Annotated in this window: 4 protein-coding genes; all 4 read left to right on the top strand. The window is 35.0% G+C overall.

What is annotated here, in order from left to right:
* The first annotated feature begins 93 nt into the window (after window positions 1–93).
* From ACODS7_RS31595 to ACODS7_RS31580, 4 genes are read left to right on the top strand one after another with little or no spacing between them, the layout of a single operon-like run.
* Entirely contained in the window at window positions 94–1,173 is a 1,080-nt protein-coding gene (locus tag ACODS7_RS31595; RefSeq protein WP_488828511.1) for an ATP-binding protein, read from the top strand.
* Between the two features lie 60 nt (window positions 1,174–1,233).
* On the top strand, window positions 1,234–2,076 hold the full coding sequence (locus ACODS7_RS31590) for a replication-relaxation family protein (RefSeq protein WP_208742696.1): 843 nt from the start codon (window positions 1,234–1,236) through the stop codon (window positions 2,074–2,076).
* Window positions 2,077–2,086: 10 nt separating this feature from the next.
* Entirely contained in the window at window positions 2,087–2,302 is a 216-nt protein-coding gene (locus ACODS7_RS31585; protein ID WP_208742697.1) for a hypothetical protein, read from the top strand.
* 7 nt (window positions 2,303–2,309) lie between these two features.
* Window positions 2,310–2,714, top strand: coding sequence for a hypothetical protein (locus ACODS7_RS31580; protein WP_243169156.1), 405 nt, complete (start codon window positions 2,310–2,312; stop codon window positions 2,712–2,714).
* Window positions 2,715–2,997: the final 283 nt, after the last annotated feature.

The raw sequence follows: 2,997 nt of genomic DNA, 5'->3' as shown, positions 1-2,997 counted from the left end.
ACCCTTTTGAAGGGAATTTCATTTTATTTGTTCTCTTAAGTTGATGGGCATGAGGGTAATCCAGAAACGGCAGAATTATACGATTTTTGGATTATGGAAGCACCAGATTTACTAGACATGTCCACCACTCCTATTTTGAACCGTCTAGATATATTTACATCTAATACACTATTCAAGCGGATGTTTGGACAAAAAGAGTTTGCTTTGCCAGTAAGGAAATGGTTTGATGAGGGACATATTATTTTTTATGATTTCAGTGGTATGAGTGAGCGAGAAATTAGTGTGATAGGGAGTGCTTTGACTTATTTATATTACCGAGTAGCTGATATGCGTCAAGGAAAGCCTTTACTTCATCAGTTTGTGATTGATGAAGCAGCAAAAGTAAAAGCCTCTATTTTTCCGTATATGATTCGCGAACAACGTAAAAAGGGACTTTCTTTAGGAATTGCAACACAGTCAATTAAAGATTTAAATAAAGACCTTCAAAGCGCACTTATTAATGTACAAGGAAACTTTTTTGTATGTAGACAGGGATCTGAAGATGCACAAGTATCAACGAGATTCTTTAAAGTAGCTGGAAAAAACAAAGATGAGTCAACATATACAGAGGGGTTCTTAAGTGGTTTAGCTGATCGCGTTGCTGTCATTCGCACGCAGGATCATATTAATGGAGTAGATCAGACAGTCCAGGCAGTTGTAGAAGTGCCTCCATTGGATCGTTATCATGAGGATGGAACCAAAGTGGATTTTCGGAATGAAGAAGATGTTAAAAAGTCAAACACTTGGACTTTGAAGAAGGCAGAAGAATTGTCAGCTAAAAATGGGTATCATCAGTCTGAAATTGATTTAATGATTCAAGCGTATATGCGTGATGAAGAATATGTCCCTAAGAAAACACCGGTGTTAGTCAGTTCTAGTCCAGTCAGAAAGAAAAAAGCACCACTTTCTAAACAACCACAAACGCCTGAAAATTTGAAAAGAAAAGCAAAAGTGGATCTAAAGAAATCTACAGAAATGTTACAGGTTAAATCAGGTTTAATGGATGAAAAAATTAAAAAAGAGGAAGAGAATGTAGAACAAATACAAGATCAGCAGGAACAACCCGTAAGTGCAAAGGTATCAAGTGGATCGTTTATGAAAAGGGTAAAAGAACAAAAAAAGATAGAACCTTAAAAAATGAGGGGAAATAGTGTGTACTAGGTATTCTCCCATGAGAAAAGAGGGGGAAACGAAGTGATAAAGTATTTAGTGTTATCAGATCAAGATAAAGAATTGTTAGTGAAATTACATGATTTTGTGTATCTGGATTCTGATTTCATTGTTGAGTATGTACTTACAAAATATTATGGTAAGCCAGCGGTTATGCATCGTTTGAGGACGCTTGAAGATGCTGGATATATCAAAAGTTTTACAGTTCCTATCGAGTTTGCAACCAAACCAGTAAATGTTTATACATTAACAACTTTTGGAGTGGAGATTGTAGAGCAAATTCAAGGGATTGTGAAATGGAATCGTCACTGGACAACAAAGCTTGCGCCATGGTATCAGCACCAATTGATGTTAAATCGTATTGTTGCATGGTATCAAAGAGAAGCAGATAACTATGATTTAGAGGTGAAAGACTGGATTCCAGAATCGAGGGCAACTTGGCAATATACAAAAAATAAACCAGACGTCATCAAGCCAGATGGCTTGATGATCATCGGTCCAAAGGGTAGCAAAGATAATCTAGGTTTGTTTATTGAATTAGAGCGCAGTATAGCAAAACGACAGAATACTGTTCAAAAAGTAATTCGATATAATGATTTTTTAATTAGAGGTCAAGAATTGCTTGAAGATTATGATATACATGTAGGTTTTGAAGCTCCTGTTACAGACTGGAGAGTTCTATTTATAGGGGGAAATGCACCGAATACAATTAAGACTATCCGAGATATTTTGAGTGTCGAGGAAAAAGAAAAGTATAAGCTAAGTATTCCAGTGTTAGTAGCTAGTCGAGGAGATATAGAACAGGATCCATTTGGAGCTATTTATCACTATGTACTAGATGAACCAGAAGTAAAAAAAGAACTGTAGGGGGAGGCTTATGCTTCGATCTATTTTTAAATCACTTATATATATCGCTGGGATTTGTTTCGTGGGAAGCTTTATTTTATCAGCTTTCCCCGAAACACAGGGGGTTTGGGAGTTTGCAAAACAACAATTTTCAGTGTTTTATAATTTAGGAGTTGCACAATTTGGAATGATAGGAACTCTTATTATCTTTGCAAGCCTTGTCTTTCTATTACAAGGGAAGAGGTGATGACACTTTGAAAAAGTGGGGAAAAGTAGCGAAACAAAATTCGGAATCTTCGAATAAACTATCTTTTCGGGAAAAAATAGCAAAATGGAAAGAAAAAAAGAATATTTACTCAGCTAAATTGTTAAAACGAGATGAAAAAGAAAAATCTCAAGAAGTCAAAATGATTAAACGTGCAACATTAAAAAGGCCAATTGTAAAACTTGTTTGGAATGTTGTAGCTGTCTTTTCACTTTGTATCGTTGCTTTAGGTGCTTATAATGCATTTCGTCACAATGGTAAAATTGAAAACCTTCAAAACCAAATTACAGAAACTAAAAAAGTAAATGCAGAAGGTATACAAGGCCTCACGACACCATTTTGGGAAAATTGTACGCTAAGGAATACAAACCCCTATCATTACAGTGTTTTCTAAAGATGAATACATGTTCATAAAGATAAAATGATAAGTTTAATTGAACATTGATTTATATACACACTTTATGAACAAGATTATAGTTAGAAAATGTTGATATTATTGAGTTTTATCCTTTGTCCATAAACATAAGATTTTCTGAACAAATGTCTCTTAACGTACAGAAAATACTTAAAATGTGTCCAAATTGTGTCTAAACGTACAATTTTCCCGAAATGGTACGGTGAGGCCATGCCCATCAACTTAAGCCTTTTTACTACCCCCAAGTACAAAAAAACGTTAT

The organism is Bacillus sp. FG16 (assembly GCF_057809515.1).
This window is presented reverse-complemented; position numbering and strand designations above follow the sequence as displayed.

What these genes read in the sequence shown, in the direction of transcription:
- ACODS7_RS31595 (WP_488828511.1), top strand. Translation starts at nt 94, where the DNA reads ATGGAAGCACCAGATTTACTAGACATGTCCACCACTCCTATTTTGAAC.
- ACODS7_RS31585 (WP_208742697.1), top strand. Translation starts at nt 2,087, where the DNA reads ATGCTTCGATCTATTTTTAAATCACTTATATATATCGCTGGGATTTGT.